Here is a 26,231-nt window from a genome sequence, read left to right as displayed (position 1 = left end):
GAGCCGAACAGTCATGGAACTGCACGACGTCTGGTTCGTCCTGATCGCCGTCCTGTGGACCGGATACTTCTTCCTGGAGGGCTTCGACTTCGGGGTCGGTGTCCTCACCAAGCTCCTCGCCCGCAACCGGGTGGAGAAGCGCGTCCTCATCAACACCATTGGCCCGGTCTGGGACGGCAACGAGGTCTGGCTGCTCAGCGCGGGCGGCGCGACCTTCGCCGCCTTCCCCGAGTGGTACGCCACCCTCTTCTCCGGCTTCTACCTGCCGCTGCTGCTCATCCTGCTGTGCCTCATCGTCCGGGGCGTCGCCTTCGAGTACCGCGCCAAGCGGCCCGAGGAGAACTGGCAGCGTAACTGGGAGCAGGCGATCTTCTGGTGCTCCCTGATCCCCGCGTTCCTGTGGGGTGTGGCCTTCGGCAACATCGTCCACGGTGTGAAGATCGACCGGGACTTCGAGTACGTGGGCGGCTTCTGGGAGCTGCTCAACCCGTACGCCGTCCTCGGCGGGCTCGTCACGCTGAGCCTGTTCACCTTCCACGGCACGGTGTTCACGGCCCTCAAGACGGTCGGCGACATCCGGGAGCGCGCACGCAAGCTGGCCCTCAAGGTCGGTCTCGTCACCGCCGCCCTCGCGCTGGCCTTCCTGGTCTGGACGCAGGCCGACAACGGGGACGGCAAGAGCCTGGTGGCCCTGGTCGTGGCCGTCGCCGCCCTGGTCGCCGCGCTCCTCGCGAACCAGGCCGGGCGTGAGGGCTGGTCGTTCGCGCTCTCCGGGGTCACGATCGTGGCCGCCGTGGCGATGCTCTTCCTGACGCTCTTCCCGAACGTCATGCCGTCGTCGCTGAACCCGGAGTGGAGCCTCACGGTCACGAACGCGTCGTCCAGCCCGTACACGCTGAAGATCATGACGTGGTGCGCGGTGATCGCCACGCCGGTCGTGATGCTGTACCAGGGGTGGACGTACTGGGTGTTCCGGAAGCGGATCGGCACGCAGCACATCGCCGAACCCGCGCACTGAGTCCGTCAGGGGGACGTTTCACGTGAAACATCGCTGGTTTCACGTGAAACATCCTCGCTGGACCGAAGGGCATGTTTCACGTGAAACCAATCGACCCACGTCTCCTCCGGTACGCCCGCGCCACCCGGCTGTTCATGGCCGGGGTCGTCGGACTGGGCGTCCTCGGCGCCCTCCTCGTCATCGCCCAGGCCATGCTGATCGCCGAGATCGTGGTCGGCGCCTTCCAGCACGGCCACTCGGTCGCCGAGCTCCGTACGCCCCTCCTCCTGCTGGTCGCCGTCGCGATCGGGCGGGCGCTGGTCTCCTGGGTCACCGAACTCGCCGCTCACCGCGCCGGTGCCGCGGTGAAGTCTGAGCTGCGGGGGCGGCTGCTGGAGCGGGCGGGGGCGCTCGGTCCGGGGTGGCTGAGCGGGCAGCGGACCGGCTCGCTGATCGCCCTCGCGACCCGGGGCGTGGACGCGCTGGACGACTACTTCTCGCGCTATCTGCCGCAGTTGGGGCTCGCCGTCGTCGTACCCGTCGCGGTGCTGGTGCGGGTCGTGACCGAGGACTGGGTGTCGGCGGCGATCATCGTCGGGACGCTGCCGTTGATCCCGGTGTTCATGATGCTGATCGGGTGGGTCACGCAGTCGCGGATGGACCGTCAGTGGCGGCTGCTGTCGCGGCTGTCGGGGCATTTCCTGGACGTGGTGGCCGGGCTGCCGACGCTGAAGGTGTTCGGGCGGGCCAAGGCGCAGGCGGAGTCGATCCGGAAGATCACCGGGGAGTACCGGCAGGCGACGCTCAGGACGCTGCGGATCGCGTTCCTCTCCTCGTTCGCTCTGGAGCTGCTGGCCACGATCTCGGTCGCGCTGGTGGCCGTGACGGTCGGGATGCGGCTCGTGCACGGCGAGATGGACCTCTACATCGGGCTCGTCATCCTGATCCTGGCGCCCGAGGCGTATCTGCCGCTCAGGCAGGTCGGCACGCAGTATCACGCGGCGGCCGAGGGGCTCGCCGCCGCCGAGGAGATCTTCGCGGTGCTGGAGGAGCCGGTCCCGGCGGCAGGCACCGCCGCCGTCCCGCAGGGCGCGATCACCGTGGACGGCGTGACCGTCCGCTACCCCGGCCGGGCCGTCCCCGCCGTCGAGAACGCCTCGTTCACCGTCGAACCCGGCGAAACCGTCGCCCTCGTCGGCCCGAGCGGCGCCGGGAAGTCGACGCTCCTGAACGTCCTGCTGGGCTTCGCGCACCCCGCCGAGGGCCAGGTCCGGATCGGGGGCGCCGACCTCGCCGGGCTCGACCTGGAAGAGTGGCGCGCGCGGATCGCCTGGGTGCCTCAGCGGCCCCATCTGTACGCCGCGACGATCGCCGAGAACGTCCGCCTCGCCCGCCCCGACGCCGACGACACGGCCGTCCGCCGGGCGCTCGCCGACGCGGGCGCCCTGGAGTTCGTGGACGCGCTGCCCGCCGGTGCCGACACCGTGCTCGGCGAGGACGGGGCCGGGCTCTCCGCCGGGCAGCGCCAGCGGCTCGCCCTCGCGCGCGCGTTCCTCGCCGACCGTCCGGTGCTGCTCCTCGACGAACCGACGGCCGCGCTGGACGGCGCGACCGAGGCGGAGGTCGTCGCGGCGGTACGGCGGCTCGCACAGGGGCGGACCGTGCTGCTCGTCGTGCACCGGCCGGCGCTGCTGGAGGTGGCGGACCGGGTGGTGCGGCTCGCGGAGGCGCGGATCGGCGACGGCGTGGTGGAGCGGGCGCCGGTGGCGGACGCACGGGAGGACCACGGCGTCACGCAGGCGGACTTCTTCGTGGTGGGGGAGCTCCAGGAGGAACGGGCCGGGGACTCCGACGGAGCCGCGGGGAAGGTGCCCGGCGAGACCGTGCGTGGGGGTGTGCTCGCCCGTGTACGCGCGATGGCCGGGCCGCGCCGGGGGCGGCTGCTGCTCGCGGCGCTGCTCGGGAGCCTCGCGCTCGGCAGCGCGGTGGGGCTCATGGCGACGTCCGGGTGGCTCATCTCGCGGGCCTCGCAGCAGCCGCCGGTGCTGTATCTGATGGTCGCCGTGACGGGGACGCGGGCGTTCGGGATCGGGCGGGCCGTGTTCCGGTACGCGGAGCGGCTCGTCTCGCACGACGTCGTCCTGCGGATGCTCGCGGACACCCGGGTCGCCGTCTACCGGCGCCTTGAGCGGCTCGCGCCCGCCGGACTGCGGCGGGCCCGGCGCGGGGACCTCCTGTCGCGGCTCGTCGCCGACGTCGACGCCCTCCAGGACTACTGGCTGCGCTGGCTGCTGCCGGTCGGAGCCGCCGTCGTCGTGTCGGCGGGGTCGGTGGCCTTCACCGGGTGGCTGCTGCCCGAGGCGGGCGCGGTGCTCGGCGTCGGACTGCTGCTGGCCGGGGTGGGCGTGCCGCTGGTCACCGGGGCGGTGTCCCGGCGGGCCGAACGCCGGCTCGCGCCCGCTCGCGGGGTGCTGGCCACGCGGGTCGCCGACCTGCTCGCCGGCACCGCCGAACTCACCGTCGCCGGCGCCCTGCGGCGTCGTACGGAGGAGGCGCGGGAGGCTGACGGGGTGCTGACGGGGATCGCTTCGCGGGGGGCCGCGGCGACCGCGCTGGGGGACGGGCTGACGGCGCTGGTGTCGGGACTGACGGTCGTCGCGGCGGCGCTGGTGGGGGCTCAGGGGGTCGGCTCCGGGCGGCTCGACGGGGTGTCGATGGCGGTCGTGGTGCTCACGCCGCTGGCCGCTTTCGAGGCCGTCCTCGGGCTGCCGCTCGCGGTGCGGTACCGGCAGCGGGTGCGGCGCAGCGCGGAGCGGGTGTACGAGGTGCTGGACTCCCCCGTGCCCGTCCGGGAGCCGGAGCGGCCCCGGACGGCGCCCGCCACGCCGTTCCCGCTGGTCGTGAAGGAGCTCTCGGCGCGGTACGACGGGCAGGGGCGCGACGCGCTCGACGGGGTCGACCTGACGCTCACCGAGGGGCGCCGGATCGCCGTGGTGGGGCCCTCCGGGTCCGGGAAGACGACGCTCGCGCAGGCGCTGCTGCGGTTCCTGGACGCGCGGGCCGGGACGTACACGCTCGGCGGGGTCGACGCGTACGCGCTCGACGGGGACGACGTACGCGGGCTCGTCGGGCTGTGTGCGCAGGACGCGCACCTCTTCGACTCCACCGTCCGCGAGAACCTGCTGCTCGCGCGGAAGGGCGCGGACGAGGCGGAGCTGCGCGACGCGCTGCGCCGGGCGCGGCTCCTGGAGTGGGCCGACGGGCTGCCCGACGGCCTCGACACGCTGGTCGGCGAGCACGGCGCGAAGCTGTCCGGCGGGCAGCGGCAGCGGCTCGCGCTGGCCCGCGCGCTCCTCGCCGACTTCCCCGTGCTGGTCCTCGACGAGCCCGCCGAGCACCTCGACCTGCCGACCGCCGACGCGCTCACCGAGGATCTGCTGGCCGCGACCGAGGGGCGTACGACGCTGCTGATCACGCACCGGCTGGCCGGGCTCGACGCGGTCGACGAGGTGGTCGTGCTGGAGGAGGGGCGGGTCGTGCAGCGCGGGGCGTACGCCGAGCTGGCCGCTGTGGAGGGGCCGTTGCGGCGGATGGCGGAGCGGGAGGCGGCGGTGGAGGGGCTGGTGGGGGCCGGCTGAAGGGGCTTTTGTGGGGGTGCTCTTGAGTCGGGCTTTGTTTGGCAAATAGGGCAAATTACCCTCACCCTCATGGCAGTCGACCCGGCCGAGAGCCGTCTCCTCGAAGCGTTGCGGGCCGTCGGCGGCGAGCTGGAACGCATCCCCGGGACGGCTGTCGCCCTCCTCGGTGTGCGGAGCGCGGCCGTCGAGGCGGGCGGTGACGGGTCCGGCTGGGCGCTCGCCGTGCCGGTCCGGGCGCACGGCGAGCTCTACGGCAGCCTCTGTCTCGCCGAGCGCGACGACGGACAGCCCTTCGACGAAGCCGACCTCTACCTCGCGCGCGCCCTCGCCGGTGAGGCGGGCATCGCGATCGGCAACGCGCGCCTGTACGAGGCGGCACGGCAGCGGGAGCGCTGGATCGACGGCTCCGTCGCCGTCACCACCGCGCTGCTGGCCGACGACGACCCGGACGACGCGCTCCAGGTCGTCGCCGAACAGGCCCGCACGCTCGCCGAGGCCGCCGCCGGGGTCGTCCTGCTGCCCGCCGACGAGGGCGGCCTGGAGATCGCGGCCGTCGCCGCCGACCGGCCCTCGGGGATGCTCGGCGAGGTGATCCCGCCGGACAGCGACCTCGTCACGGCGCTCCTGGACGGACAGGAGGTCCTCGTCGAGGACGCGGCCACCGACCCCCGCTCGGTCACCTCCCACGCGCACGAGTACGGCCCCGTCCTGCTCCTCCCGCTGCGCAGCGACGGCCGGTTCCTGGGCACGCTCTGCATGGCCCGCGTCCGGGGCCGGCGGACGTTCACCGGCGCCGAGCGCGAACTCGCCCGCCGGTTCGCCGCGCAGGCCGCGCTCGCGCTGGTCGCCGCCGAGGCGCAGCGCGACCGGGAACGCCTCGTGGTGTTCGAGGAGCGCGACCGGATCGCCCGTGACCTGCACGACCTCGTCGTCCAGCGGCTGTTCGCGGCCGGGCTGACGCTGGAGGGCGCGCAGCGCGAGGCGGTCGCTCCCGAGGTGCGCGAGGGCGTCGGGCGGGCCGTCGACGAACTCGACGTCACCATCCAGGAGATCCGCACCGCGATCTTCGCCCTCCGTCAGGGCCCCGGCGACACCCCCTCCCACCTGCGCACACGCGTCCTGCGCGAGGTAGCCATGGCCGCCGTCCCGCTCGGCTTCGCGCCCGACTGCCGGTTCACCGGGGACGTCGACACGCTCGTCGGCGAGGCGATCGGCAAGAACCTCGTCGCCGCCCTGCGCGAGGCCCTCTCCAACGCCTTCCGGCACGCCCGCGCGACCCGGATCGACGTCGCCGTGGACGCCACCGCGACCCTCCCCGGCGGCCGGGCCGGCGTACGGCTGACCGTCGCGGACGACGGGGTCGGCATCGCGGACGGCGGTCGCCGCAGCGGCCTGCTGAACCTCGCGCGCCGCGCGGAGTCCCTCGGCGGGGACAGCCGGCACGGGCCGGGGATCGGCGTGGACGGCGGCGGCACGACGGTGGTGTGGGAGGCGCCGTACTGAACGCCGAAGGGGCGGGCGTTCGCGTCAACCGGGTGTGACGGGGCGTCACCCGGGGTTGGGCCATCCGGACGCGCTGTCCCCCGGTCGTATGACGTGAACAGGCACGTCCCCGGCCCCCTGGGACACGATCGCTGACATGCGCTCACCTCACCGCCGCCCCCTGCTCGTTCCGGCCCTGCTGTGCGCGGCGGCGGTCCTCGCGGCCCGCCCGACCGCCGCCGCCGGGCACTCCGGCGACGGCGAGACCGGCTTCGGCGACGGGCTCGGGGCGCAGGTCGCGAGGCTGTACGAGGAGGCCGCCGCCGCCTCCCAGGAGTACGACGCCGGCCGCCGCGAGGCGGAGACACAGCGCGCCAAGGCCCAGCGGTACGAGGAACTGCGCGCCCAGGAGCTGAGTGAGCTGGGCCGGCTCCGTGAGGACCTCGGGCGGATCGCGCGGGCCCAGTACCGCGACGGGGGCGGGCTGCCGATGGCCGTACGGATGGTGCTGGACGGTGATCCCGACCGGTTGATGCGCGGTCAGCACGTCCTCGCGCAGGCGAATCTGGCGGTCGGGAGCGCGCTCGGCAGGCGGCAGGCCGTCGAGCAGCGGCTCGCCGCGGACGGGGCGCGGGCGGTGTCCGCCTGGCAGGTGCTGGAGCGGCGGACCGCCGAACTCGCCGGGCTCAAGCGGGACATCGAGCGCAAGCTGGAGGAGGCGCGGTGGCGGCTCCAGGGGGAGGCGGCGGCGTCCGTCGCGGCGGGGGCCTGTCCCGGGGCGGTGCGGCTGCCGCAGCCTCCGTCGTACTCCACGCGGGCGTGGGTGGCGCCCGTCGAGGGGTACCGGCTCTCCGCGTCCTTCGGGAGCGGGGGTGCGCGCTGGGCGCACCGCCACACCGGGCAGGACTTCGCCGTCGCGATCGGGACGCCCGTCCGTGCGGTCGGTGCGGGGCGGGTCGTGCGGGTGAGCTGCGGCGACGGGTTCGGCGTCCAGGTCGTCGTCAGCCATCCCGGCGGTTACTACACCCAGTACGCCCACCTCGCCTCCGTCGCCGTCGATCCTGGCGAGCGGGTCGCCGCCGGCCAGTGGATCGGGCAGACCGGCACCACCGGCAACTCCACGGGGCCTCATCTGCACTTCGAGGTGCGGGTGACGCCGGACATGGGGTCGGCGGTGAATCCGGTGCCTTGGCTGGCGGATCGGGGGGTGGGGCTGGAGTGAGAGGGGGTGGCGCTGAGGTGCCGGTCAGGCCCGTTCCGCCACCAGCTTCTCGATCACGACCGCCACGCCGTCCTCGTTGTTCGCGACCGTTCGGCCCGATGCCGCCGCGAGTACGTCCGGGTGGGCGTTGCCCATCGCGTACGAGCGGCCCGCCCAGGTGAGCATCTCGACGTCGTTCGGCATGTCCCCGAAGGCGACGACCTCCTCGGGGGTGATGCCGCGTTCCGCGCAGCACAGGGCGAGGGTGCTGGCCTTGGAGATGCCGGGGCCCGCGATCTCCAGGAGGGCGCTGGGGCTGGAGCGGGTGACCGAGGCGCGGTCGCCGATGGCGTCGCGGGCCAGGGTGAGGAACTCGTCCGGGTCCAGGGTGGGGTGGAAGGCGAGGATCTTCAGGACCGGTTCCTGGGCGCCGGGGCCGTCCGGGGCGAGCAGGGCTTCCGCGGGTGCGAGGGAGTCCGGTATCTCCATGTGCATCTTGGGGTAGTCGGGCTCCTGGTGGAATCCGTACGTCTGCTCCACCGCGTACACCGTGCCGGGGGCGGCCTCGCGCAGCAGGAGTACGGCGTCCAGGGCGTTCTGGCGGGCCAGTTCCCGTACCTTCACGAAGCGGTGGGCTCCGGGGCCGCCGTGCAGGTCGACCACTGCCGCGCCGTTTCCGCAGATCGCCAGGCCGTGGCCGTGGACGTGGTCGCTCACCGCGTCCATCCATCTCGCCGGGCGGCCGGTCACGAAGAACACCTCGATCCCCGCGGCCTCGGCCGCCGCCAGCGCGGCGATCGTCCGGGGGGACACCTTTCCGTCGTCCCGCAGCAGCGTTCCGTCCAGGTCGGTGGCGATCAGGCGCGGGGGGTGGGCGGCGGAGGGGGTGTCGGGCTGTCGGGTCGCAGAGGTCACGGGGGCATTCTCGCGTATGGGGGTGCTCGGGTGTGGGGGTGCGTGCGCGGATGAGACGTAGCTGACGTGGGGGTGGGTGCGGGGTGGGTGGGCTTCGGTCGGGCCGGTGGGTGGCTGGGGGCGGGGGGTCGCTTGCCCGCGCGGCGGGGTGCCTCCCCCGAGCTCTTCGAGCAGGGGGGACCCCAGCCCACCCGTGCCCTGGCGGCACGATTGCCCGCAGCTAGGTGGCGGGAGGAGAGGTGGCTGCGGGTGAGTGGGTGGGTGGGAGGGGGGCGGCGCGGCGCACACGGCTGGGTGGCGGTAGGGGCGACTCGGCCGGACGTTGCTGGGTGACGGCAGGAGCGTGGGTGCGGGTGGGTGGCGGCGCGGCTGGGGGCCGGAGGGCGGGTGGAGGCCGGCGCGGCTGGGGTGTGGCCGGCCTCGGCCAGGTAGGTACTGGCCGTAGCTCGGTAGGTGCTGGCCGCGGCAAGGCGGTGCGGCTGGTGGTGTCAGCTCAGGTGGCTCGGGGCCTCCATGGCGATGTGTTCGAAGATCTTTTCGTCGGCGGCGAAGTCGGTGTTCGGGATGGGCCAGTGGAGGACGATCTCGGTGAAGCCGAGGGCTTGGTGGTGGCCGGCGAAGTCGAGGAAGGCGTCGAGGGAGTCGAGGGGGCGGGCGCGGTCGGGGGTGAAGCCGGTGAGGAGGACCTTGTCGACGGAGGCGGCGTCGCGGCCGACGGCCTCGCAGGCGTCGGAGAGGCGGTCGACCTGCTCGCGCAGCGCCCGCAGGGACTGTTCCGGCGTGCCGTTCTCGTACAGCTTGGGGTCGCCCGTGGTGACCCACGCCTGCCCGTACCGCGCGGCCAGCTTCAGCCCGCGAGGCCCGGTCGCCGCGACGGCGAAGGGCAGCCGGGGACGCTGGACGCAGCCGGGGATGTTGCGGGCCTCGTGGGCCGAGTAGTGGTCGCCCTCGTACGACACGGCGTCCTCGGTGAGCAGCCGGTCCAGCAGCGTCACGAACTCCGCGAACCGGTCGGCCCGCTCCCGGGGTGTCCACGGCTCCTGCCCGAGCGCGGTCGCGTCGAACCCGGTACCGCCCGCGCCGATCCCGAGGGTGACTCGGCCCCCGGAGACGTCGTCCAGCGAGATCAGTTCCTTGGCCAGCGTCACGGGGTGCCGGAAGTTCGGCGAGGTGACCAGCGTGCCCAGCCGGATGCGCTCGGTGGCTGCCGCGGCGGCGGTGAGCGTCGGAACGGCCCCGAACCACGGCCCGTCCCGGAAACTCCGCCACGACAGGTGGTCGTAGGTGTAGGCCGCGTGGAAGCCGAGCTGCTCCGCACGTGTCCAGGCCGCGCGTCCCCCTTCGTGCCAGCGGAGGTGGGGGAGGATCACGGTGCTCAGGTGCAGGCTCATGTGTCGAGCGTATGCGGAGAGTCGTGTTTCACGTGAAACAGTCACCGTCTGTCGCCGCCCGGCAGGGGTCGGTGAGCTTCCGGCTCACTGCACCCGGCTCAGCGCGCTCTCAGCCCGCTTCCGTGAACCGGATGTACTCCGCCGGCACCGCCCTCGTCAGCCACACCCCGTTCGCGCTGACCTGGAACACGTGCCCGTCGCGGTGCATCGCCCCGGAGTCGACCGTCAGGACGACCGGCCGGCCCCGGCGGGCGCCGACGCGGGTGGCGGTGGTGCGGTCGGGGGAGAGGTGGACGTCGTGGCGGTTCATGGGGCGCAGCCCTTCGGCGCGGATGGCGGCGAGGGCACGGGCGTTGGTGCCGTGGAAGAGGTGCGGGGGCGGGGTGGTGGCGGGGAGCGCCAGGTCGACCGGGATGCTGTGACCCTGGCTGGCGCGGATACGGGTGCCCTCGATCGCGAAGCGCTTCTTGTCGTTGGTCGCGACGACGCGGTCCAGCTCTTCGCGGGTGATGGGGAAGCCGTGGCCGGCCGTGGCCGCGAGAAGGGCGTCTATCTCGGTCCAGCCCGCCTCGTCGAGGCGCAGCCCGATCCGCTCGGGCTGGTGGCGGAGGTGCTTCGAGAGGTACTTGGACACCTTCACGATGCGATGGTCGGTGGTCATCCCCTCAGTGTGCGGAGAGAGATGTGGATCACGCACCCGATTTTCGTCCCCAGGTTTGATCCACAACCAACCGTAGTTATCCACAGGGGAATTGGGGATTCTGTGGATAACTGACGGGTGAAATGCGGTATTTGGGTAACTAAGGCCGTTCGTGAGGCACTTGATCAACTCCCCTACACACGCGGCTCGAACCGCGCCAGCGCCCTCAACACCCGTGGCGACAGCCGCGACAGCAGCCGCGACCCCTTCGCCTCCGGCGTCACCGGGACGACGGCGTCGTTGCGGATCACCGCGCGGACGATCGCGTCGGCGACCTTCTCCGGCGGGTAGTTGCGCCGCCCGTACAGCCGCGAGGAACGCTCCCGGCGCCGCTCCTGCTCCCGCGCGTCGACGCCGACGAACGTCGCGGTCGAGGTGATGCCCGTGTTGACGAGCCCGGGACAGATCGCGCTCACCCCGATCCCCTTGCCCGCCAACTCCGCGCGCAGGGACTCGCTCAGCATGAGGACGGCCGCCTTGGAGGTGCCGTACGCGGGCAGCGCGCGCGAGGGCTGGTACGCGGCGGCCGACGCGATGTTCACGATGTGACCGCCCTGACCGCGCTCGACCATGGCCCGCCCGAAGAGCCGGCAACCGTGAATGACGCCCCACAGGTTGACGTCCAGGACGCGTCGCCAGTCCTCGGTGGTCGTGTCGAAGAACGAGCCGGAGAGCCCGACGCCGGCGTTGTTGACCAGCACGTCGACGACTCCGTACGACTCCCCCACCTTGTCGGCGAGTTCCTCCATCGCCTTCTCGTCGGAGACGTCCACGGTCTCCGCCCACGCCTCCTGGGCCCCCACGAGCCGCGCCAACTCGGCGGTCCGCGCGGCGCTCTCGGCGTCCCGGTCGACGGCGATCACCCGCGCGCCCGCCTCCGCGAAGGCGAACGCGGTGGCCCGGCCGATCCCGCTGCCCGCGCCCGTGACCAGCACGAGCTGCCCGGCGAACCGCTCCGCGTGCACCCCGGTCGCGGTGTTCGCCCGCGCCCGCCCGGCCTCGACGGAGGTGACGAACTCGCTGATCCAGGACGCCACCTGGTCGGGCCGGGTCCGCGGAATCCAGTGCTTGGCCGGGAGCGTGCGCCGGGTCAGACGCGGCGCCCACGTCTCCAGGTCGTCGTACAGCCTCGGGGAGAGGAACGCGTCGCCGAGCGGGGTGATGAGCTGCACGGGCGCGTGCGCGTACGCGTCGGCGCGCGGACGCCGCAGCCGGGCCCGGACGTTGTCCCGGTACAGCCACGCGCCGTGCGCCGCGTCCGAGGGCAGCGACGCGGTCGGGTACGAGGCGTCGTCGAGGCGTTCCGTACGGCGCAGCAGGGCCGGCCAGCGCTTGCCGAGCGGTCCCCGCCAGGCCAGTTCGGGCAGCGCCGGGGTGTGCAGCGCGTACACGTACCACGATTTGGCGCCCTGGCCGAGGAGTTGGCCGACCTGGCGCGGAGTCGGCCTGCGCAGACGGCTGTTGATCCAGTGGCCGAAGTGGTCGAGGGACGGCCCCGACATCGACGTGAAGGAGGCGATCCGGCCCTCCGTGCGCGCGACCGTCACGAACTCCCAGGACTGCACGGACCCCCAGTCGTGCCCCACGAGGTGCACCGGGCGCCCCGGGCTCACCGCGTCGATCACCGCGAGGAAGTCGTCCGTCAGCTTCTCCAGTGTGAACCCGCCCCGCAGCGGCTTCGGCGCGGTCGAACTCCCGTGTCCGCGCACGTCGTACAGCACCACGTGGAACCGTTCCGCGAGGCGGGCCGCGACCGGCGACCAGACCTCCTTCGTGTCCGGGTAGCCGTGCACGAGGACGACGACGGGGTTGCCCAGCTCGCCCAGTTCCGCCACGCACAGCTCGATCCCGCCGGTGCTGATCCGGCGTTCGCGCGCCCCGTCGAGCATCGTCACTTTCCCTCCGCCCAGCGCCGCACGTGCGGCAGGTCGTCGTCCAGCCAAAAAGCGCTCTCCACCGCGTCCTCGGAGTCGGTGACCACCAGGATCTCCTCGAACTTGGCGCCGGTGCCACGGAATCCGAGATGCGGTTCGACCGCCCACAGGCCCGGCTGCGGCGGGTGGTCGGAGAAACGGTACGGCGACCACAGCGGCGACCACCCGTCGCGGTGCCCGTGCAGGGCGTCCGAGGCGAGCCCCTTGAGGGACTGGGTGCCGAATCCGAACAGGTGCGGGGAGAACCGCCGCCGCGTCACCCGGTCGACCTTGTGGGCGATCACACCGAAGGGGTACGCGCGATGCCGGTTGGCGTAGCCCTGGAGAGCCATGAGGCGGTCCACGTCCTGGTAGATCTCCCGCAGCGACCTGCGCTCGCGGACCTCCCGCAGGATCAGCTCCCGGTGCGCCTCCAGGTCGGCCATCAGGCGTTCCTGTACGGGGTTGGCGCCGAGCGACCCCGAGTAGCCGATGTCGGCGGTGTAGCCGTCGTACACGGGGGCGAGGTCCAGGATGAACGGCATCCCGGGCTCCAGGCGGCGGTTCGTGGGGAAGAACTGGAGGGGGACGCGGAAGCCGGTGAACGCGGTGCGGTCGCCGAACCAGGCGAACGGGAGGTGGAACCAGTCGCGTACGCCGCGCTCGCGCATCCACCGGCGCTGCATGCCGGCGGCCTCGCGCTCGGTCACGCCCGGTGTCAGCCGGGACGCCACGTCCTGCGCGCACTCGTAGGCGAGCCGCTGGACCTGGCGGAATCCCCGCAGTTCGGCGGGGGAGTCGAGGGTCACTGCCGTTGTCATGCCACCTCGCCGTGCGGTTGCGATACGCGTCCGTAACTTGACCACGCCGAATCTGGCACTTGTTAGAGAAACCGTCAATAGGGCGCCACGCACGGGTTGCTGCCCGGCCCGTACCTCTCAGGTAGGGCATCCCTTAGGCATCCCCTACATCTGAAGGTGGGGGCGAAGACGGCTCTCCGGGGTGACGACCGGATGTGGGCGGGGTCACTACCTTCGGACCTGTGACTGTGATCGCGACCGAAAGCCTGAGCAAGCGGTTCCCGAGGGTGACCGCACTCGACCGGCTGTCCGTGGACATCGGACCCGGTGTGACCGGACTCGTCGGGGCCAACGGCGCCGGCAAGTCCACCCTGATCAAGATCCTCCTGGGTCTGTCCCCCGCGAGCGAGGGCCGCGCCGAAGTGCTCGGCCTCGACGTCGCGACCAAAGGCGCGGAGATCCGCGAACGCGTCGGCTACATGCCGGAACACGACTGCCTCCCGCCGGACGTCTCGGCGACCGAGTTCGTCGTCCACATGGCCCGCATGTCCGGCCTCCCGCCCACCGCCGCCCGCGAGCGCACGGCCGACACCCTGCGGCACGTCGGACTCTACGAGGAGCGCTACCGCCCCATCGGCGGCTACTCCACGGGCATGAAGCAGCGCGTCAAGCTCGCCCAGGCCCTGGTCCACGACCCCCGCCTGGTCTTCCTCGACGAACCGACCAACGGCCTCGACCCCGTCGGGCGCGACGAGATGCTCGGCCTGATCCGCCGCATCCACACCGACTTCGGCATCTCCGTCCTGGTCACCTCCCACCTCCTGGGCGAACTGGAACGCACCTGCGACCACGTCGTCGTGGTCGACGGCGGCAAGCTCCTGCGCTCCAGCTCCACCACCGACTTCACCCAGACCACGACGACCCTGGCAGTCGAGGTCACCGACACCGACACCCACCCGGACGGCACCAAAGCCCTGCGCGAGGCCCTCCTCGCCCGCGGGGCCGACGTCCAGGACGGCGGCGCGGGCCTACCCGGCGCCGGCCACCTCCTCCTGCTGACCGCGCGGAGCGAGGAGACCTACGACCTCGTCCGGGACGTCGTCGCCGACCTCGGCCTCGGCCTCGTCCGCATGGAACAGCGCAGACACCACATCTCCGAGGTCTTCACCACCCCCGCCGGCGAACAGGGCGACCAGCAGCACAAGGAGGCCGTCGGCCATGGCGGTTGACCAGACAGCGGGCGAGACCTCCCGCATCCACGACATCGGCTACCGCGGCTACGACGGCCCCCGCCTCGGCCGCGCCTACGCCCGCCGCTCGCTGTACGCGCAGTCCCTGCGCGGCTCCTACGGCCTCGGCCGCTCGGTGAAGTCCAAGGTCCTGCCGATGCTCCTGTTCGTCGTGATGCTCGTGCCGGCCGCCATCATGGTCGCCGTCGCGGTCGCCACGAAGGCCAAGGAACTCCCCCTGGACTACACGCGCTACGCGATCGTCATGCAGGCCGTCATCAGCCTGTACGTCGCCTCCCAGGCACCCCAGTCGGTCTCCCGGGACCTGCGCTTCAAGACGGTCCCGCTGTACTTCTCGCGCCCCATCGAGACCGCCGACTACGTCCTCGCGAAGTTCGCCGCGCTCGCCTCGGCCCTCTTCGCGCTGACCGCCGCCCCGCTCCTCGTCCTCTACGTGGGCGCGCTGCTCGCCAAGCTCGACTTCGCCGACCAGACGAAGGGCTTCGCCCAGGGAGTCGTCTCCGTGGCCCTGCTCTCCCTGCTCTTCGCCGGCCTCGGCCTGGTCATCGCCGCCGTCACCCCCCGGCGCGGCTTCGGCATCGCCGCCGTCATCGCCGTCCTGACCATCTCCTACGGCGCCGTCTCCACCCTCCAGGCCATCTCCCACGAGCAGTCCAGCGGCGGCTCCATCCCCTGGATCGGCCTGTTCTCGCCGATCACGCTGATCGACGGCATCCAGACCGCGTTCCTCGGCGCCAGCTCCGCCTTCCCCGGCGGGGTGGGCCCGTCGAACGCCGAAGGAGCGGTCTACGTCCTCGTCACTCTCGGACTGATCGCCGCCTGCTACGGCCTGCTGATCCGCCGCTACCGGAAGGTGGGCCTGTGACCACGCTCTCCCTCGACCACGTCTCCCGCTGGTTCGGCAACGTGGTCGCCGTCAACGACATCACCATGACCATCGGCCCCGGCGTCACCGGCCTCCTCGGCCCCAACGGCGCCGGAAAGTCCACCCTCATCAACATGATGGGCGGCTTCCTCGCCCCCTCCACCGGCACCGTCACCCTCGACGGCGTCGCCGTCTGGCGCAACGAGGAGGTCTACAAGCACATCGGCATCGTCCCCGAACGCGAGGCGATGTACGACTTCCTCACCGGCCGCGAGTTCGTCGTCGCCAACGCCGAACTGCACGGCCTCGGCGCCAAGGCCGCCCAGCGGGCGCTGGCCACGGTCGAGATGGAGTACGCCCAGGACCGCCGTATCCAGACCTACTCCAAGGGCATGCGCCAGCGCGTGAAGATGGCCAGCGCCCTGGTCCACGACCCCTCGCTGCTCCTGCTCGACGAACCCTTCAACGGCATGGACCCCCGCCAGCGCATGCAGCTCATGGACCTGCTGCGCCGCATGGGCGACGAGGGCCGCACCGTCCTGTTCTCCTCGCACATCCTGGAGGAGGTCGAGCAGCTCGCCCGCCACATCGAGGTCATCGTCGCGGGCAGGCACGCCGCGAGCGGCGACTTCCGCCGTATCCGCCGCCTCATGACCGACCGGCCGCACCGCTACCTGGTCCGCTCCAGCGACGACCGGGCGCTCGCCGCGGCGCTGATCGCCGACCCGTCGACCGCCGGCATCGAGGTCGACCAGGCGGAAGGCGCGCTGCTGATCCAGGCCGTCGACTTCGGCCGCTTCACCGCCCTGCTGCCGCGGGTGGCCCGGGACCACGGCATCCGGCTCCTCGCCGTCTCGCCGTCCGACGAGTCCCTCGAATCCGTGTTCTCTTACCTGGTCGCGGCGTAGGAGGCCAAGATGTACGACCCCACTGTCGCCCGGCTCACCTACCGGGCCCTGCTCGGCCGTCGCCGGGCCCTCATCCTCGGCGCGCTGCCGATGCTGCTGATCGTCATCGCCGTGATCGTCCGGGCCCTCGCGGGGGCCGACGACCAGACCGCGGTGAACCTCCTCGGCGGGCTCGCGCTCGCCACGATGGTGCCGATCATCGGCGTCATCGCCGGGACCGGCGCGATCGGGCCCGAGATCGACGACGGGTCCGTGGTGTACCTGCTGTCCAAGCCGATCAAGCGGCCGACGATCATCTCCACGAAGCTGATCGTCGCCATCGCCGTGACCATGGTGTTCTCGGCGCTGCCCACGCTCGTCGCCGGGTTCATCCTCAACGGCAACGGCCAGCAGATCGCCGTCGCGTACACCGTCGCCGCGCTCGTCGCGTCCATCGCCTACGCCGCGGTGTTCCTGCTCCTCGGCACCGTCTCGCGGCATGCCGTGGTCTTCGGGCTCGTCTACGCGCTGGTCTGGGAGGCGCTGTTCGGGTCGCTCGTGCCGGGGGCGCGGACGCTCAGCATCCAGCAGTGGTCGCTCGCCGTCGCCCATGAGGTGACCGGCGGGGAGCTGATCACCTCCGACGTCGGGCTCACCACGGCCACCGTCCTGCTGGTCGTCGTCACAGGGCTCGCGACCTGGTACGCGGGGCAGAAGCTGCGCACGCTGACGCTCGCCGGGGAGGAGTGAGCCAGGGCGAGAGGGAACTGTGAGGTGCCGGTCGGCCTTGACGGAGGTTTCACCTCCGTCCGGGCACACTGGCGTAAAGGGGGCGAGAGCTGTGGGGACGAGGCGGAGTCAGGAGGATCGGATGGCGGAGGAACTTTCGGCGGGGGCCGGTCGGGAGGGCGGTGCCGGGCGGGACGAGATGTGGGACGGGCTGGTGCTGGACGAGGAGTTCGTCCGGGGCGCCGAGTCGTCCGAGCCGTCCGCCCGGGCGCGGATGCTCTCCGCCCGCTGGAGCCGTGAGGCACCGGAGCCCCAGCCGTGGCGGTCCGACGAGCCGCCGGCGGGGTGGTTCTTCAGCAAGGCCCGGCGGAAGAGGTGGCGGAGGAAGTAGGGGCGGGGTGCTCCTTCCGGCGCCGGGTGCCGGTTTATTCGGTGGCGGTCAACTTCCTGAGCGGGCACAGTGGTTGTGTCCGCATCGCCGGGGTTCGCCCGGCGTCATGTACAGGGAGAGGAGCGGGGCGATGTCCATGCACGGCAGTTCGTTCCGCTTCCGTCAGGGCAGTCCGCCGCGGGCTCCGGAGTAGTCGCTCACTCCGTTCGAGTCCGCCCACGAGGAACTGCCCGGGGCGGCCGCTTCGAGCACGCGATGTCGCTCTCGCGTGGGCCGCCCACCCGGAGGATTGGCCGAGTGGCAAGGCACCGGCTTGCGCTGAGTCCGATCAGAAGCAGCCGTGGTCGGGTGTGACAGCCCGCGCACGTTCGATCCGTGCATCCTCCGCTGGAAGTCGGGCCGGTTGTCGTGGCCGGCGTGAGTCGAGTGCTGAACCGGCGTCGGTCTGGGCGTCGGGGTAGGGCAACTGGTCCGGCCCAAAGGGGCGCGGGGCCGTAACCGATATGCGGCTTCGCCGCGTGAGCGCGGCCGGCAACAGCGCACCCGCCCCCGGCAGCACCCCCGGCTCAGTCCGGCAGCGCCCTCCGCTCAGCCCAGCAACCGCTCCAGCACCACCGCGATCCCGTCCTCCTCGTTCGACGACGTCACCTCGTCCGCCACCGCCTTCAGCTCCTCGTGGGCGTTGGCCATGGCGACGCCTCGGGCGGACCAGGCGAACATGGGGAGGTCGTTCGGCATGTCGCCGAAGGCGATCGTGTCGGCGGACCTGAGGCGCAGCCGGCGCGCGGCGAGGGAGAGGCCGGTGGCCTTGGAGAGGCCGAGGGGGAGGAGTTCGACTATCCCCTCGCCGGCCATGGCGACCGTGACGAACCCGCCGGCGGCCTGCCGCGCGGCCTCCGCCAGCTCGTCGTCGTCCAGCGTCGGATGCTGGATGTAGATCTTGTTCAGCGGCGCGGCCCACAGCTCGGACACATCGGTGAGCGGCGTCGCCGGCAGCTTGCCGACGCTGGCGTACCCCGGCCCGACCAGCACCTCCCCGTCCAGCCCGTCCCGGCTGGCGGCGAGGAAGAGGGGGCCGACCTCCGCCTCGATCTTCGCGAGGGCGACCCCGGCGAGCTGCCGGTCCAACGTCACGGACGTCAGCAGACGGTGCGCGCCGGCGTCGTACACCTGGGCGCCCTGCCCGCAGACGGCGAGGCCGGTGTAGCCGAGGTCGTCGAGGATGTGCCGGGTCCAGGGGACCGCGCGGCCGGTGACGACGATGTGGGTGGCGCCCGCGGAGGTCGCCGCGGCGAGGGCGTCGAGCGTACGGGGGCTGACCGACTCGTCGGACCGCAGCAGCGTGCCGTCGAGGTCGGTGGCGATCAGCTTGTACGGAAAACTCCCCGCACTCCCACTGGCATCCACAGCTTCGGCGTCGCCGCTGACGTCTGCGGCACCCTCGTCCACCGTATGTTCCCTTGCACCCACGATCCGCCCAGCTCCACTCAAGTCGCCCCCGCTCGGAATCCCCCCACTCGGGGACGCCCCACGGACGCCCCCGTTCAGGACCCCTCAGGCCCCTTCAAGCCCCCAGGACCCTCGGAGACCCCTCAGACCCCCGTCGGCTCCAGCACCTCGCGCCCGCCCAGGAACGGCCGCAGCACCTCCGGCACCCGCACCGACCCGTCCGCCTGCTGATGGTTCTCCAGGATCGCGACGATCGTGCGCGGAACCGCGCACAACGTGCCGTTGAGCGTGGCCAGCGGCCGGACCGTCTTGCCCTCGCGGTAGCGGATGGACAGTCGGCGCGACTGGAACTCGGTGCAGTCGGACGTCGACGTCAGCTCGCGGTACTTCCCCTGCGTCGGAATCCACGCCTCGCAGTCGAACTTGCGGGCGGCCGACGACCCGAGGTCCCCCGTCGCGACGTCGATGACGCGGAACGGCAGCTCCAGCGAGGTCAGCCACTGCTTCTCCCACTCCAGCAGCCGCTGGTGCTCCGCCTCCGAGTCCTCGGGGGCGACGTAGGAGAACATCTCGACCTTGTCGAACTGGTGGACCCGGAAGATGCCCTTCGTGTCCTTGCCGTGCGACCCGGCCTCCCGGCGGAAGCAGGGCGAGAACCCGGCGTACCGCAGCGGAAGGCGTTCCGCGTCGAGGATCTCGTCCATGTGGTACGCGGCGAGCGCCACCTCGGACGTGCCGACGAGGTAGAGGTCGTCCTTGTCGAGGTGGTAGACGTCCTGCGCGGCCTGCCCGAGGAACCCGGTCCCGGCCATCGACTGCGGACGCACCAGCGCGGGCGTCAGCATCGGCGTGAACCCGGCGGCCGTGGCCTGCGCGATCGCCGCGTTGACCAGAGCCAGCTCCAGCAGCGCGCCGACGCCGGTCAGGAAGTAGAAGCGCGAACCGGAGACCTTGGCCCCCCGCTCGACGTCGATCGCGCCGAGGAGCTGGCCCAGCTCCAGGTGGTCCTTGGGCTCGAAGCCCTCGGCGGAGAAGTCACGGATCTCGCCGTGCGTCTCCAGCGTGACGAAGTCCTCCTCGCCGCCGACCGGGACGGCGGGGTGGACGAGGTTGCCGAGCCGGAGCAGCAGCTCATGGGTCTCGGTGTCGGCCGCGTCGCGCTCGGCGTCGGCGGCCTTGACGTCGGCCGCCAGCTGCGAAGCCTGCTTCAGCAGCTCCGCCTTCTCCTCCCCCGCGGCCTTGGGGATCAGCTTGCCGAGCTGCTTCTGCTCGGCACGGAGTTCGTCGAAGCGGACGCCGGACGACCTGCGCCGCTCGTCGGCGGAGAGGAGGGAGTCGACGAGCGCGACGTCCTCTCCACGGGCGCGCTGCGACGCGCGCACACGGTCGGGGTCCTCACGGAGCAGGCGAAGGTCAATCACAGGCCCAAGGCTACCGGTGTGCGCCGACGCCTCACGACCGACTATTCCGGTGCCCCGAATAACCCGTTATGAGGGAATTGCCGGTGCCGTCAAGGGAATGCGTCCCACTCCCTGGGACGGGGCACGCGGACGGCCCGGTGTTGACCTGACTGCCTTGTGGAAAGCGGGACTTGGGGATCGGTTGTCCACAGTCGTCCACACCCTGGGAAAAGTTATCCACAGGGTGTGCGGAAGATCTGTGGATATCGGGAACGATCTTTCCCTCGCGCCGCCCCGCCCCGCGAGATTCTGTCCTAAACGCGCCTCGTATCCACTTTCGAGTGGAAACGCGTCGCCCCAAAGGATGGCGCGAGGGAAACAGGTGGACGAAGAGTGACCGACCCGCCGGTGGACAAGCTGGGGGTCTGTGAGGCGATTTGTCGACCAGGCACCCCCGCGCAGTCGACTTATCCCCAGGTCGAGAAGCCCACCTGTGGATAACTCCTGTGGATAACTGCGATATGCCAGTACTACCGGCTAGAAGCGCCCGTCCTGGCACCGGGCCACCCACTCCGACGCCGCCACGAACTCCGCGTCCGACGTCCCCGGGAACGGCATCGCGACCTCCCCCGCGTCGACCACGTCGGCCCTCGGGTACGACCCCAGGAACCGCACCTCGCGGCAGATCCGCTTGAGCCCCATCAGGGTCTCCGCCATCCGCCGGTCGTTGATGTGCCCCTCGGCGTCGATGCAGAAGCAGTAGTTGCCGATCCCCGCACCGGTCGGCCGGGACTGGAGCACCATCAGGTTGATGCCCCGCGTCGCGAACTCGCCCAGCAGATCGCGCAGCCCGCCGGGGTGGTCGTCGCGCTGCCACAGCACGACGGACGTCTTGTCGGCACCGGTCGGTGCGGCGGGCCGGGCCGGGCGGCCCACCAGGACGAACCTGGTCTGCGCGTTCTCCGCGTCGTGGATGCCGGTCTCCAGGGCCTCCAGGCCGTACCGGGCGGCGGCGAACTCACCGGCGAAGGCGGCGTCGTAGCGGCCCTCCTGGACGAGGCGGGCGGCGTCCGCGTTCGAGGCGGCGGACTCCCAGAGCGCGTCCGGCAGATGTTTCTTCAGCCAGTTCCGCACCTGCGGCTGGGCCGCCGGGTGCGCGGAGACCGTCTTGATCTCGGAGAGCTTCGTACCGGGCCGGACCAGCAGCGCGAAGGTGATCGACAGGAGCACCTCGCGGTAGATCATCAGCGGGGTGCCCGCGACCAGCTCGTCGAGGGTGGTGGTGATGCCGCCCTCGACGGAGTTCTCGATCGGCACGAACGCGGCCTCGGCCTCGCCGGCCCGGACCGCGTCCAGCGCGGACTGCACCGACACGTACGGGATCAGTTGCCGGGTCGCGGTTTCGGGCAGCGTCCGCAGGGCGACCTCCGTGAAGGTGCCCTCGGGACCGAGATACGCATAGCTGGCAGGCATGGCCTCACCCTAATGGCCCTAGAGCGGCGCGGCCCGCGCGTCTCACGGTCGAGTGAATCAGCGTGACCTCACGCCCCGAGAAACCCTGAGAAGCTCCGAGCGGCGTGCCCTCAAGCCCCCAAAGCCCAAAGCCCAAAGCCAGCCTCACCCCTCCAGCAACCCCTGCCCCACATACCCCCCCTTCTCCGCGCCCCCCGGCACCGCGAACAACCCGCTCGACTCGTGCCGGATGTACTTCGACAGCGCGTCCCCCCGGTCCAGCTTCCGCTGCACCGTCACGAACCCCCGCAGCGGGTCCGCCTGCCAGCAGATGAAGAGCAGCCCGGCGTCGGGCGTCCCGTCCGCGTCGATCCCGTCGTGGAAGGAGAACGGCCGCCGCAGCATCGCCGCGCCCCCGTTCTGGTCCGGCCGCGAGATCCGCGCGTGCGCGTTGATGGGGACCACGAGATCCCCCTTCGCGTCGGTCTTCTCCAGATCCATCGCGGTCGTCTCCGACCCCCCGGACAGCGCCGCCCCGTCCGCCTTCCGCCGCCCGACGACCTGCTCCTGCGCCGCGACCGTCAGCTTCTCCCAGTCGTCCAGCAGCATCCGGATACGGCGGACGACGGCGTAGGAGCCGTTCGCCATCCACGCGGGGTTCTCCGAACCGGACTCGGGGACGAAGATCCGCTGGTCGAAGTCGGACTCGGACGGCTTCGGATTGCGCGTCCCGTCCATCTGGCCCATGAGATTCCGGGCCGTCATGGGGTGGGAGGTGGCGCCCGGCGAGCGGTTGAAGCCGTTCATCTGCCAGCGGACCCTCGCCGCGCTCCCCGCGTCCTTCTGGATCGCGCGCAGCGCGTGGAAGGCGACGAGGGCGTCGTTCGCGCCGATCTGCACCCACAGGTCGCCGTCGCTGCGGGTCTTGTCGAGCCGGTCCGAGGAGAAGCTCGGCAGGGGGTCGAGCCCCACGGGCCGCTGCTTCTCCAGACCGGTCTTCGCGAAGAAGCTGTGCCCGAAACCGAAGGTGATGGTCAGCGCGGAGGGCCCGGCGTCCAGGGCGACACCGGTGTCGCCCTGCGTCGAAGCCTCCCCCGCCATCAGCCGCTCGGCGGTCTGCGACCAGCGCCGCATCAACGCGACAGCCTGCGCCCGCCCGGCTGCCCCAGTCCCCGCCCCCGCCCCCGCCCCCGCCCCCGTCCCCGCCGCCAGGTCGAACGCGACGACATGCCCACGGGCCTGGAGCCCCTGGAGAATGCCGGGCTGATGTTTCACGTGAAACGAGACCGCGTCCGACCCGACGGAGGTCAACGGCGTCGCCTCGCTCGGCGCGGCGGCGTAGGCGACGCCGGCACCGCCCGCCGCGCCGAGCACCAGCCCGGTCGCGCCGGCGGTGCCGAGCAGGGCGCGGCGGGAGAGGCCCTCCTTCAAGGGGGTCTCCGGGGTGGTACGGGGCTCCGAAAGGGTCACGGTTCAGCCGATCTGCGCGTTCTTGGAGACGGTCGTCTGGTCGATGTCGGAGGTCCGGACGGTGACGGCGATCTTCCACTCGCCGGCCACCGGGATCTGTACTCCGTTCGCCGCCCAGTGACCGGTGGTGATGTGGTCGGGGGTGACGGGCAGGGGCCCGATCTTCTGGGATTCGAGGGTGAAGGCGACCTTCAGCTCGGCGACGTCGAAGGGCTGGCCGTTGGCGTCGGTCACATAGACGTGCATCTCGTTGGGGCCGGTCCCGGCGGGGTCCATGTCGACACTGACGACGCCCTTGCCCTTGGCGCCGCCGGTGTCGAAGCTCATGTCCAGCGTCAGCGCCCCGCCGGTCCCGTCCGAGGCGGTGCTCGACGACACCGAGTTCGCGGCCTTGGCGTCCAGCTCGGTCCGCCCCGGCTCGGTCGACGTCAGGATCGTCGTCACGGCGAGCAGCACGACGGCCACCCCCGCCTCGGCCAGCACTGACCGCCGCAGCCCGAACCGGTTGACGTCCCCGTCCCGCAGCTTCCGCTCCCGCGCGGAGTCCACAGCGACCTGCTGCCGAGCGAGCTGAGCGGCACGCTTACGGTCGGCCGAGTCGAGGGCCGGACTGTCGTCGCCGGCGCTCTGAGCCTCGTCCCCGACGGTGTCGGCGCCCCGGGCTTCGTCCCCGGCCGTGCCGGCGCCCGGAGTGGCGTCCCCGCCGGCCGTGTCAGCGGCCCGGGCTTCGCCGCCCGCCGTGTCGCCGACCCGCACATCTCCCCCCGCCGTTTCGGCGGCCTCGCCACCGCCGCCCGCAGCCCGCACGGCGGCGGTCTCCTTGACCTGCGCGCCCTCGCTACGTCCGCCGTCCTCGCCGGCCGCATCGCTCTCGGCGCCCTCGGAGGAGGCCGACGCCTCTCCTGAGGCAGCCTCCTCCGCCGAAACCGCGGTCCCCCCGGTCTCCGCCAGCCGCCCCGTCCACCGTCGCGACACCGAGGCGATCCCCACCAGCACGACCACCAGCCCGATCTTCACCAGCAGCAGCTGCCCGTACGACGTCTCGGTGAACGCCGACCAGGAGCCCAGCTGCCGCCAGGACTGGTAGACGCCGGTGGCGATCAGGGCGAGGACGCTGCCGAAGGCGATCTGGGAGAACCGCCGGACGGCGGACGTCTCGACGGGCCGGTCGGCGGGCGCCCGGTACAGCGCGACCAGCAGAGTCGTGAGCCCGCCGAGCCACAGCGCGACCGCGAGCAGGTGGACGATGTCGACCGGCATCGCGATGCCCGCCTGGAGCCCGGTGGACGCGTGCTCGGCCAGCGCCCAGCTCGCCGCGAGCCCGGCCGCGACGACCGTACCCCCGACCGCGAGCCCGAACGTCAGGTCGCGCTTCTCCTCGTCATCCCGCTTGTCATAGGCCCCGAACAGCACGGCGATGAACAGCGCGGCAGCCGCGAGCAGCAGCAGCCGGGAGACGAGCGCCGCCCCCGCCTTCGTCTGGAGGACGTCCCCGAGGAGCGCGAGGTCGAAGATGTCCCCGACCTTCCCGGACCCGGTGTACGCCCCGCGCACGAGCAGCAGGAACAGCGTCGACGCGGTGAGCGTCAGCCACCCCCCGACGACGAGCCGCTGCACGGCCCGCACCGAACTCCCCCGCGACCAGCAGGCCAGCACGAACGCGGCCCCGCCGACGAGGACGATGAACCCGGCGTACGACATGTACCGCCCGGTGTCGTAGAGCGCCCCCACGACCCCGCCGCCCGCGGCCTGCACGGACGCCGAGACGCTGGTCTTGGAGGGCGCCCCGATGGAGAACGTGAACGCCCCGGCGACGGGATGGCTGTCCTCGGAGACGATCTGGTACGTCACCGTGTACGTCCCGTCGGGCAGACCGCTGCGCAGCGGAACGGCGTAACTCGTGCCGTCCGTGTTGTTGGCCTTCCCGGCGTCGACCCGGTTCCCCTTGGGGTCCAGGACGCGCACGGAGTCCGTGTTGGTGGCGATCTTCTCGGAGAACGTGAGCGTCACCTGCGTGGGCGCCTCCTTGACCACCGACCCCTGCGTGGGATCGCTGCCGGTGAGCGCGGCGTGCGCCGACGCGGGCGCGGCGCCGGCGAGGAGCGCTCCGGTGACGGCCAGGAACAGCAGCACCCAGGTGCGCACGCGCGAGGCGGTGGCCGACGGCATGTGTTTCCCTCCCTCAGTTCCCGGTCTTCGGGACGTACGTGGCCGACTCCACCGGAATCTCGACCTCCAGGGCCTTCGACTCGGCGAAGTGCAGGGTCACGGTCACTTTCTCGCCCTGCCTCGGCTTGCGCTCCAGCTTCTCGAACATCAGATGGTTACCGCCGCTCTTGAACACGAGTTGACCGTGCGCGGGCACCGGAAGGGACGTCACCTCGGACATCGTCCCGCCGCTCGTCTCGTGCACGGTGACCGGCCCGGCGGCGCTGGTCACGGACGTCAGCTCGTCCTGCGTACCGCCCTTGTTGCTGATGGTCAGGAACCCGGCGGCCATGTCGGAGACGGGCTGCGGGATGTAGGCGGCGCCGACGGACAGGGCGGGCGCGCTGTCGGAGGAGGACGAGCACCCGGCCAGCAGCAGCACCGCGCCCGCGCCCGCCACGGCGAACCTCACGGCTTGGCCCCCTGGACGAGCTTCGGCAGGTCCTTGATGTAGTCGTCGACGGTGGCCGACTCGGTGTAGAGGACGTACCCCCCGTCGGTCTTCGGCGAGAACGCGACCACCTGCGTGCCGTGGGTGGAGACCATCTTGCCGTTCTTGTCCTTGTGCGGCGGCTCGATGGTGATGCCGACCGTGCGGGCGGCGGCCTGGATGGTCGCGAAGTCACCGGTCAGCCCGACGGCCTGCGGGTCGATGCCCTTGAGCCAGGAGGCGAGCGCGGCCGGGGTGTCCCGCGCGGGGTCGGTCGTCACGAACACGACCTTCAGCTCGTCCTGCTGCGCCTTGGGCAGCTTCGACTTGGCGACCGCGATGTTGCTCATGGTCAGCGGGCAGACGTCGGGGCAGTGCGTGTAGCCGAAGTACAGCAGGGTCGGCTGCCCCTTGGTCGCGGCCCGCAGGTCGTACTTCGCGCCCTTGGTGTCGGTGAGCACGAGGTTCGGCTTGGTGAAGGGCTGGTCCAGCACGATCGCGGCCTGCTCGGTGGTGTTGCCGCCCTCGTCGACGACCGAGGCGACGGAGGAGGAGCCGTCCTCGCTGCCACAGGCGGACAGGGTGAGGAGAGCGGCGGCCAGCAGGGCGGTCGCGGCGTACGTCTTCTTGCGCTGAGAAGGCTTGGAGAGCATAGAGAAATGT

Annotated in this window: 21 protein-coding genes and 1 tRNA gene; 10 read left to right on the top strand and 12 right to left on the bottom strand. The window is 71.9% G+C overall.

The features are described from left to right. The first annotated feature begins 13 nt into the window (after window positions 1–13). The 4 genes from cydB to ABZX85_RS38945 all read left to right on the top strand — a co-directional run bounded on the left by cydB (window position 14) and on the right by ABZX85_RS38945 (window position 7,339). Complete coding sequence (cydB, locus tag ABZX85_RS38960) at window positions 14–1,018, top strand: cytochrome d ubiquinol oxidase subunit II (RefSeq protein WP_355880026.1); 1,005 nt, start codon at window positions 14–16, stop codon at window positions 1,016–1,018. 71 nt (window positions 1,019–1,089) lie between these two features. After that, window positions 1,090–4,635, top strand: a complete 3,546-nt coding sequence (gene cydD / locus ABZX85_RS38955; protein ID WP_355880023.1) for a thiol reductant ABC exporter subunit CydD — start codon at window positions 1,090–1,092, stop codon at window positions 4,633–4,635. Window positions 4,636–4,704: 69 nt separating this feature from the next. Further along, a complete protein-coding gene (locus ABZX85_RS38950; protein ID WP_355880020.1) occupies window positions 4,705–6,138 on the top strand; it encodes a GAF domain-containing protein in 1,434 nt (477 codons plus the stop codon). Window positions 6,139–6,274: 136 nt separating this feature from the next. Further along, on the top strand, window positions 6,275–7,339 hold the full coding sequence (locus ABZX85_RS38945) for a M23 family metallopeptidase (protein ID WP_355880017.1): 1,065 nt from the start codon (window positions 6,275–6,277) through the stop codon (window positions 7,337–7,339). A gap of 24 nt (window positions 7,340–7,363) precedes the next feature. Here ABZX85_RS38945 and ABZX85_RS38940 read toward each other — a convergent pair whose 3' ends face one another. The 5 genes from ABZX85_RS38940 to ABZX85_RS38920 form a co-directional block, all read right to left on the bottom strand. Continuing rightward, complete coding sequence (locus ABZX85_RS38940) at window positions 7,364–8,233, bottom strand: Cof-type HAD-IIB family hydrolase (RefSeq protein WP_355880014.1); 870 nt, start codon at window positions 8,231–8,233, stop codon at window positions 7,364–7,366. A gap of 488 nt (window positions 8,234–8,721) precedes the next feature. Beyond that, the gene (locus ABZX85_RS38935; RefSeq protein WP_355880012.1) at window positions 8,722–9,624 is read right to left on the bottom strand and encodes an LLM class flavin-dependent oxidoreductase; all 903 of its coding nucleotides are present in this window, start codon (window positions 9,622–9,624) and stop codon (window positions 8,722–8,724) included. Window positions 9,625–9,733: 109 nt separating this feature from the next. Further along, window positions 9,734–10,285 carry an RNA 2'-phosphotransferase gene (locus ABZX85_RS38930; RefSeq protein ID WP_355880010.1) on the bottom strand — a complete coding sequence of 184 codons (552 nt, stop codon included), beginning with the start codon at window positions 10,283–10,285 and terminating at the stop codon, window positions 9,734–9,736. Between the two features lie 173 nt (window positions 10,286–10,458). Beyond that, a complete protein-coding gene (locus tag ABZX85_RS38925) occupies window positions 10,459–12,219 on the bottom strand; it encodes an SDR family oxidoreductase (RefSeq protein ID WP_355880007.1) in 1,761 nt (586 codons plus the stop codon). Then, the gene (locus ABZX85_RS38920; protein WP_355880005.1) at window positions 12,216–13,058 is read right to left on the bottom strand and encodes a M24 family metallopeptidase; all 843 of its coding nucleotides are present in this window, start codon (window positions 13,056–13,058) and stop codon (window positions 12,216–12,218) included. Before ABZX85_RS38920 ends, ABZX85_RS38925 begins: the two co-directional genes overlap by 4 nt. A 227-nt stretch (window positions 13,059–13,285) precedes the next feature. Between ABZX85_RS38920 and ABZX85_RS38915 the strand changes: the two genes are divergently transcribed. From ABZX85_RS38915 to ABZX85_RS38890, 6 genes are all read left to right on the top strand, one after another. Next, on the top strand, window positions 13,286–14,266 hold the full coding sequence (locus tag ABZX85_RS38915) for an ABC transporter ATP-binding protein (RefSeq protein ID WP_355880176.1): 981 nt from the start codon (window positions 13,286–13,288) through the stop codon (window positions 14,264–14,266). Continuing rightward, on the top strand, window positions 14,256–15,152 hold the full coding sequence (locus ABZX85_RS38910; RefSeq protein ID WP_355880002.1) for an ABC transporter permease: 897 nt from the start codon (window positions 14,256–14,258) through the stop codon (window positions 15,150–15,152). The genes ABZX85_RS38915 and ABZX85_RS38910 overlap by 11 nt, the downstream gene beginning before the upstream one ends. After that, the gene (locus tag ABZX85_RS38905; RefSeq protein WP_355880000.1) at window positions 15,149–16,060 is read left to right on the top strand and encodes an ABC transporter ATP-binding protein; all 912 of its coding nucleotides are present in this window, start codon (window positions 15,149–15,151) and stop codon (window positions 16,058–16,060) included. Before ABZX85_RS38910 ends, ABZX85_RS38905 begins: the two co-directional genes overlap by 4 nt. A 9-nt stretch (window positions 16,061–16,069) precedes the next feature. Continuing rightward, window positions 16,070–16,789 (top strand): ABC transporter permease, encoded by a 720-nt coding sequence (locus tag ABZX85_RS38900; protein ID WP_355879997.1) that lies wholly within the window; start codon window positions 16,070–16,072, stop codon window positions 16,787–16,789. 121 nt (window positions 16,790–16,910) lie between these two features. Then, on the top strand, window positions 16,911–17,159 hold the full coding sequence (locus tag ABZX85_RS38895; RefSeq protein ID WP_355879994.1) for a hypothetical protein: 249 nt from the start codon (window positions 16,911–16,913) through the stop codon (window positions 17,157–17,159). Between the two features lie 283 nt (window positions 17,160–17,442). Next, window positions 17,443–17,546 (top strand) — tRNA-OTHER (locus tag ABZX85_RS38890). A gap of 201 nt (window positions 17,547–17,747) precedes the next feature. Here ABZX85_RS38890 and ABZX85_RS38885 read toward each other — a convergent pair. From ABZX85_RS38885 to ABZX85_RS38855, 7 genes are all read right to left on the bottom strand, one after another. Then, on the bottom strand, window positions 17,748–18,566 hold the full coding sequence (locus ABZX85_RS38885; RefSeq protein WP_355880173.1) for an HAD family hydrolase: 819 nt from the start codon (window positions 18,564–18,566) through the stop codon (window positions 17,748–17,750). Between the two features lie 185 nt (window positions 18,567–18,751). Then, a complete protein-coding gene (serS, locus tag ABZX85_RS38880; protein WP_355879992.1) occupies window positions 18,752–20,029 on the bottom strand; it encodes a serine--tRNA ligase in 1,278 nt (425 codons plus the stop codon). A 516-nt stretch (window positions 20,030–20,545) separates the two neighbouring features. Continuing rightward, window positions 20,546–21,481, bottom strand: coding sequence for a prephenate dehydratase (pheA, locus tag ABZX85_RS38875; protein ID WP_355879989.1), 936 nt, complete (start codon window positions 21,479–21,481; stop codon window positions 20,546–20,548). 144 nt (window positions 21,482–21,625) lie between these two features. After that, a complete protein-coding gene (efeB, locus tag ABZX85_RS38870) occupies window positions 21,626–22,930 on the bottom strand; it encodes an iron uptake transporter deferrochelatase/peroxidase subunit (protein WP_355879987.1) in 1,305 nt (434 codons plus the stop codon). 3 nt (window positions 22,931–22,933) lie between these two features. Further along, window positions 22,934–25,099, bottom strand: coding sequence for a copper resistance protein CopC (locus tag ABZX85_RS38865; protein ID WP_355879984.1), 2,166 nt, complete (start codon window positions 25,097–25,099; stop codon window positions 22,934–22,936). A gap of 13 nt (window positions 25,100–25,112) precedes the next feature. Then, complete coding sequence (locus tag ABZX85_RS38860; protein WP_355879981.1) at window positions 25,113–25,550, bottom strand: copper chaperone PCu(A)C; 438 nt, start codon at window positions 25,548–25,550, stop codon at window positions 25,113–25,115. After that, on the bottom strand, window positions 25,547–26,221 hold the full coding sequence (locus tag ABZX85_RS38855) for an SCO family protein (protein WP_355879978.1): 675 nt from the start codon (window positions 26,219–26,221) through the stop codon (window positions 25,547–25,549). The genes ABZX85_RS38860 and ABZX85_RS38855 overlap by 4 nt, the downstream gene beginning before the upstream one ends. Between the last annotated feature and the right edge of the window lie 10 nt (window positions 26,222–26,231).

The organism is Streptomyces sp. NPDC004539 (assembly GCF_040610055.1).
Taxonomy (GTDB): domain Bacteria; phylum Actinomycetota; class Actinomycetes; order Streptomycetales; family Streptomycetaceae; genus Streptomyces.
Note: the sequence above shows the minus strand (reverse complement) of the source record. Positions and strands in the feature narration are given on the sequence as shown.

Coding starts and splice junctions, on each gene's coding strand:
- ABZX85_RS38930 (WP_355880010.1), bottom strand. CDS start 10,285: ATGACCACCGACCATCGCATCGTGAAGGTGTCCAAGTACCTCTCGAAG.
- ABZX85_RS38950 (WP_355880020.1), top strand. CDS start 4,705: ATGGCAGTCGACCCGGCCGAGAGCCGTCTCCTCGAAGCGTTGCGGGCC.
- ABZX85_RS38920 (WP_355880005.1), bottom strand. CDS start 13,058: ATGACAACGGCAGTGACCCTCGACTCCCCCGCCGAACTGCGGGGATTC.
- pheA (WP_355879989.1), bottom strand. CDS start 21,481: ATGCCTGCCAGCTATGCGTATCTCGGTCCCGAGGGCACCTTCACGGAG.
- ABZX85_RS38945 (WP_355880017.1), top strand. CDS start 6,275: ATGCGCTCACCTCACCGCCGCCCCCTGCTCGTTCCGGCCCTGCTGTGC.
- ABZX85_RS38855 (WP_355879978.1), bottom strand. CDS start 26,221: ATGCTCTCCAAGCCTTCTCAGCGCAAGAAGACGTACGCCGCGACCGCC.
- cydD (WP_355880023.1), top strand. CDS start 1,090: ATGTTTCACGTGAAACCAATCGACCCACGTCTCCTCCGGTACGCCCGC.
- ABZX85_RS38895 (WP_355879994.1), top strand. CDS start 16,911: ATGGCGGAGGAACTTTCGGCGGGGGCCGGTCGGGAGGGCGGTGCCGGG.
- cydB (WP_355880026.1), top strand. CDS start 14: ATGGAACTGCACGACGTCTGGTTCGTCCTGATCGCCGTCCTGTGGACC.
- ABZX85_RS38935 (WP_355880012.1), bottom strand. CDS start 9,624: ATGAGCCTGCACCTGAGCACCGTGATCCTCCCCCACCTCCGCTGGCAC.
- ABZX85_RS38865 (WP_355879984.1), bottom strand. CDS start 25,099: ATGCCGTCGGCCACCGCCTCGCGCGTGCGCACCTGGGTGCTGCTGTTC.
- ABZX85_RS38900 (WP_355879997.1), top strand. CDS start 16,070: ATGTACGACCCCACTGTCGCCCGGCTCACCTACCGGGCCCTGCTCGGC.
- ABZX85_RS38910 (WP_355880002.1), top strand. CDS start 14,256: ATGGCGGTTGACCAGACAGCGGGCGAGACCTCCCGCATCCACGACATC.